The organism is Citrobacter sp. wls826, assembly GCF_005281245.1.
GTDB classification, from domain to species: domain Bacteria; phylum Pseudomonadota; class Gammaproteobacteria; order Enterobacterales; family Enterobacteriaceae; genus Citrobacter; species Citrobacter braakii.
The window spans coordinates 138,326-142,732 of record NZ_SZWS01000061.1; the positions used below are offsets into that span (position 1 = coordinate 138,326).

Below are 4,407 nucleotides of genomic sequence, written 5' to 3' on the forward strand. Positions count from 1 at the left end.
CCGGGCTATCGAGGAAACTTGCGGGAACTGCTGGCCGACCCGCGCGTGCAGCGCGCGTTTTTGTTGCTCGATGACACGCTGGAGCTGTGTTACGACGTGGCGAAACTGTCTCTCGGACGTTCCGCCTTGCTGGATGCCGCGTTTGAACGTGCCACGCTTTACCGTACTCGTCTGAAGCGCCTGAAAGAGATCAACCAGCCAGGTTTCAGCTACTGGTATGAATGCACCTCGCGGCATTTCACCCTTGCGCTGACGCCGCTCACGGTGGCGGATAAATTCAAAGAAGTGATGGAACAGAAGCCGGGCTGCTGGATTTTTACCTCCGCGACGCTGTCGGTAAACGATGACCTTCATCATTTCACCGCGCGGCTGGGTATTGAAGATGCCGAGTCGATGCTGCTGCCAAGTCCATTTGATTACACCCGCCAGGCGCTGCTGTGCGTGCCGCGTAATCTCCCGCAAACCAACCAACCGGGAGCGGCGCGTCAGCTGGCATCCATGCTGCGTCCTATTATCGAAGCGAACAACGGGCGCTGCTTTATGCTGTGTACCTCGCACGCGATGATGCGCGATCTGGCGGAACAATTCCGCGCCACCATGACCCTTCCCGTGCTGCTGCAGGGCGAAACCAGTAAAGGGCAACTGTTACAGCAGTTTGTCAGCGCAGGTAATGCGTTACTGGTTGCCACCAGCAGCTTCTGGGAAGGGGTGGACGTGCGTGGCGATACGTTGTCGCTGGTGATTATTGATAAACTGCCGTTCACCTCGCCGGACGATCCGCTGTTAAAAGCGAGGATGGAGGACTGCCGTTTGCGCGGCGGCGATCCGTTTGAAGACGTTCAGTTGCCGGATGCGGTAATCACCCTGAAACAGGGCGTGGGGCGTCTGATTCGTGACGCCGACGACCGCGGGGTGCTGGTGATTTGCGACAACCGTTTGGTGATGCGACCTTACGGTGCCACTTTCCTGGCAAGTCTTCCGCCTGCGCCGCGGACGCGTGATATTGCTCGCGCTGTTCGTTTTCTTGCCATACCAACGACTGAGTAATTTGTTACGGAGTGTGGTAAGATGCGCGCCAAATTTATTGACCTGATCACAAACACCCATGCGAATTCTGGCTATCGATACCGCCACAGAGGCGTGCTCTGTTGCCCTGTGGAATGACGGTACTACCAAGGCTCATTTCGAGCTTTGCCCACGAGAACACACCCAACGAATTTTACCAATGGTCGAGGAAATCCTGGCCGCTGGCGGTCTTACGTTAACCGATATCGACGCTCTGGCGTTTGGTCGCGGTCCTGGCAGTTTCACCGGTGTACGTATTGGGATTGGCATTGCTCAGGGGCTGGCGTTAGGCGCGAATTTACCGATGATCGGCGTTTCCACCCTGGCAACAATGGCGCAGGGAGCCTGGCGTAAGTCGGGCGCGACCCGCGTACTGGCTGCGATCGACGCGCGAATGGGCGAAGTCTATTGGGCCGAATACCTGCGTGATGAGCACGGCAACTGGCACGGTGAAGAAACCGAAGCGGTGCTAACCCCCGAGCAGGTGCATGCGCGTTTACTGCAACTGTCTGGCGAGTGGGTAACGGTCGGAACGGGCTGGCCTGCCTGGCCTGAGCTCGGTAAAGACAGCGGTCTGACGCTGAGCGATGGCGACGTTTTGCTTCCGGCGGCTGAAGATATGCTGCCTGTTGCCACGCAAATGCTGGCTGCCGGTAAGACCGTGGCGGTTGAACATGCGGAACCGGTTTATTTACGTAACACCGTGGCATGGAAGAAACTTCCCGGTAAAGAATGAATCTTAGTAGTACATCCCTGGTTAATTCGCATAGCCGTCAGTGCGCAGCATGGTGAATTGGTCGGGGCAGAAGCTAAGAAAAGGGAGTCGCAATATGGCGGTGCAAAAGCAGTTATTGAAAGGTGTGTTGGCGGGCGCATTCGCGTTAATGCTTAGCGGTTGTGTCACCATCCCGGACGCGATTAAAGGTTCGAGCCCTACGCCGCAGCAGGATCTGGTGCGGGTTATGAATGCCCCGCAGCTGTATGTCGGACAGGAAGCGCGTTTCGGCGGTAAAGTTGTGGATATTCAGAACCAGCAGGGGAAATCCCGTCTGGAAATTGCCACTGTTCCTCTTGATAGTGGGGCGCGACCGGTGCTGGGCGAAGCCTCCCGCGGGCGAATTTATGCTGATGTAAATGGCTTCCTCGACCCGGTGGACTTCCGCGGTCAACTGGTTACCGTCGTCGGTCCGATTAGCGGTACTGTGGATGGAAAAATCGGTAATACGCCGTATAAATTCATGCTGATGCAGGTAACTGGCTATAAACGCTGGCATATTACTCAGCAAATTGTTATGCCGCCTCAGCCGATCGACCCCTGGTTCTACGGTGCGCGTGGCTGGCCTTACGGTGGCTACGGTGGATGGGGATGGTACAATCCCGGCCCGGCACAGGTTCAGACCATAGTAACTGAGTAACTCTTTGTTTTATGAGTAAAAGAAACAGCGGCTCGTCCGCTGTTTCTGCATTAACGTGGATATAAGAAAAATAAATAGTGACGTGCTTCGCAACCTTGTCGTTGTGTAATAAACAAACTGGTACGCTGAGTTAATATTATGTTAACAGTTTGTTTATTGCCTGGGGTTGTGATGACGACGAATACGCATTTTAGAGGTGATGTATTGAAAAAGGTTTGGCTTAACCGTTATCCCGCTGGTGTTCCTGCGGAGATCAATCCTGACCGTTATCAATCCCTGGTGGAACTCTTTGAACACTCAGTAAGACGGTATGCCGATCAGCCCGCGTTTGTAAACATGGGGGAGGTGATGACCTTCCGCAAGCTTGAAGAGCGTAGCCGGGCATTTGCGGCCTATTTGCAACAGGGACTCGGGCTGAAGAAGGGCGATCGCGTCGCATTGATGATGCCGAACCTGCTGCAATATCCGGTCGCACTGTTTGGGATTTTACGTGCTGGCATGATCGTCGTGAACGTGAACCCGCTGTACACGCCTCGCGAGCTGGAACATCAGCTCAACGACAGCGGCGCGTCGGCGATTGTCATCGTGTCTAACTTTGCCCACACGCTGGAAAAAGTCGTCGACAAAACGTCGGTGCAACACGTGATCCTGACGCGTATGGGCGATCAGCTGTCGACCGCCAAAGGGACGTTGGTTAACTTTGTCGTCAAGTATATCAAGCGTCTGGTGCCGAAATATCACCTGCCGGATGCCATCTCATTTCGTAGTGCGCTGCAAAACGGTTATCGCATGCAGTATGTGAAACCCGAAGTGGTGTCGGAAGATCTGGCGTTCCTGCAATATACCGGGGGGACTACCGGTGTGGCGAAGGGCGCGATGCTTACGCACCGTAACATGCTGGCTAACCTTGAGCAGGTTAACGCCACTTATGGCCCGTTGCTGCATCCGGGTAAAGAACTGGTGGTGACGGCCCTACCGCTGTATCACATTTTTGCGCTGACGATGAACTGTCTGCTGTTTATTGAGCTGGGCGGTCAAAACCTGCTGATTACCAACCCGCGTGATATTCCGGGACTGGTAAAAGAGCTGGCGAAGTATCCGTTCACCGCCATGACCGGCGTCAACACGCTGTTTAACGCGCTGCTGAATAACAAAGAGTTCCAACAACTGGACTTCTCGTCACTGCACCTTTCGGCAGGTGGCGGGATGCCGGTTCAACAGGCGGTAGCTGAACGTTGGGTGAAGCTGACCGGTCAGTATCTGCTGGAAGGCTATGGCCTGACGGAGTGTGCCCCTCTGGTGAGCGTCAATCCTCATGATATCGACTACCACAGCGGCAGTATCGGGTTACCGGTTCCTTCCACCGAGGTCAAACTGGTGGATGACGACGATAACGAAGTGCCGCCGGGAGAACCGGGCGAACTGTGCGTGAAAGGTCCGCAAGTGATGCTAGGCTACTGGCAGCGACCAGACGCCACCGACGAAATCGTCAAAGACGGCTGGCTGCACACCGGCGATATTGCGGTGATGGATGAAGAAGGCTTCCTGCGTATTGTCGATCGTAAGAAAGATATGATCCTGGTGTCCGGCTTTAACGTCTATCCAAATGAAATTGAAGACGTGGTTATGCAACATCCTGGCGTACAGGAAGTGGCTGCGGTTGGTGTTCCGTCGGGCAGCAGCGGTGAAGCGGTGAAAATTTTCGTGGTGAAGAAAGATGCCTCGTTAACTGATGAGGCGCTTATCACTTTCTGCCGTCGTCACCTGACGGGCTATAAAGTACCGAAGCTGGTGGAGTTTCGCGACGAGTTGCCGAAATCTAACGTCGGTAAAATTTTGCGACGAGAATTACGTGACGAAGCGCGCGCCAAAGTGGACAATAAAGGCTGAGCGTTAAGTCAGCCAGTAGAAAACGCCGGGTAATCCG

The 4,407-nt window shown here is 54.7% G+C and carries 4 protein-coding genes; all 4 read left to right on the plus strand.

Features of this window, described 5'->3' with window-relative positions:
• The coding region (locus FDW87_RS23000; protein ID WP_252363238.1) for an ATP-dependent DNA helicase at positions 1-1,047 on the plus strand (1,047 nt) is incomplete at its 5' end.
• A 58-nt stretch (positions 1,048-1,105) separates the two neighbouring features.
• Positions 1,106-1,801, plus strand: coding sequence for a tRNA (adenosine(37)-N6)-threonylcarbamoyltransferase complex dimerization subunit type 1 TsaB (gene tsaB / locus FDW87_RS18165; RefSeq protein ID WP_016156791.1), 696 nt, complete (start codon positions 1,106-1,108; stop codon positions 1,799-1,801).
• Positions 1,802-1,895: 94 nt separating this feature from the next.
• The gene (locus tag FDW87_RS18170; protein WP_016153384.1) at positions 1,896-2,480 is read left to right on the plus strand and encodes a Slp family lipoprotein; all 585 of its coding nucleotides are present in this window, start codon (positions 1,896-1,898) and stop codon (positions 2,478-2,480) included.
• Positions 2,481-2,684: 204 nt separating this feature from the next.
• Positions 2,685-4,370 carry a long-chain-fatty-acid--CoA ligase FadD gene (gene fadD, locus FDW87_RS18175; protein ID WP_131350914.1) on the plus strand — a complete coding sequence of 562 codons (1,686 nt, stop codon included), beginning with the start codon at positions 2,685-2,687 and terminating at the stop codon, positions 4,368-4,370.
• Positions 4,371-4,407: the final 37 nt, after the last annotated feature.

Coding starts and splice junctions, on each gene's coding strand:
- tsaB (WP_016156791.1), top strand. CDS start 1,106: ATGCGAATTCTGGCTATCGATACCGCCACAGAGGCGTGCTCTGTTGCC.
- FDW87_RS18170 (WP_016153384.1), top strand. CDS start 1,896: ATGGCGGTGCAAAAGCAGTTATTGAAAGGTGTGTTGGCGGGCGCATTC.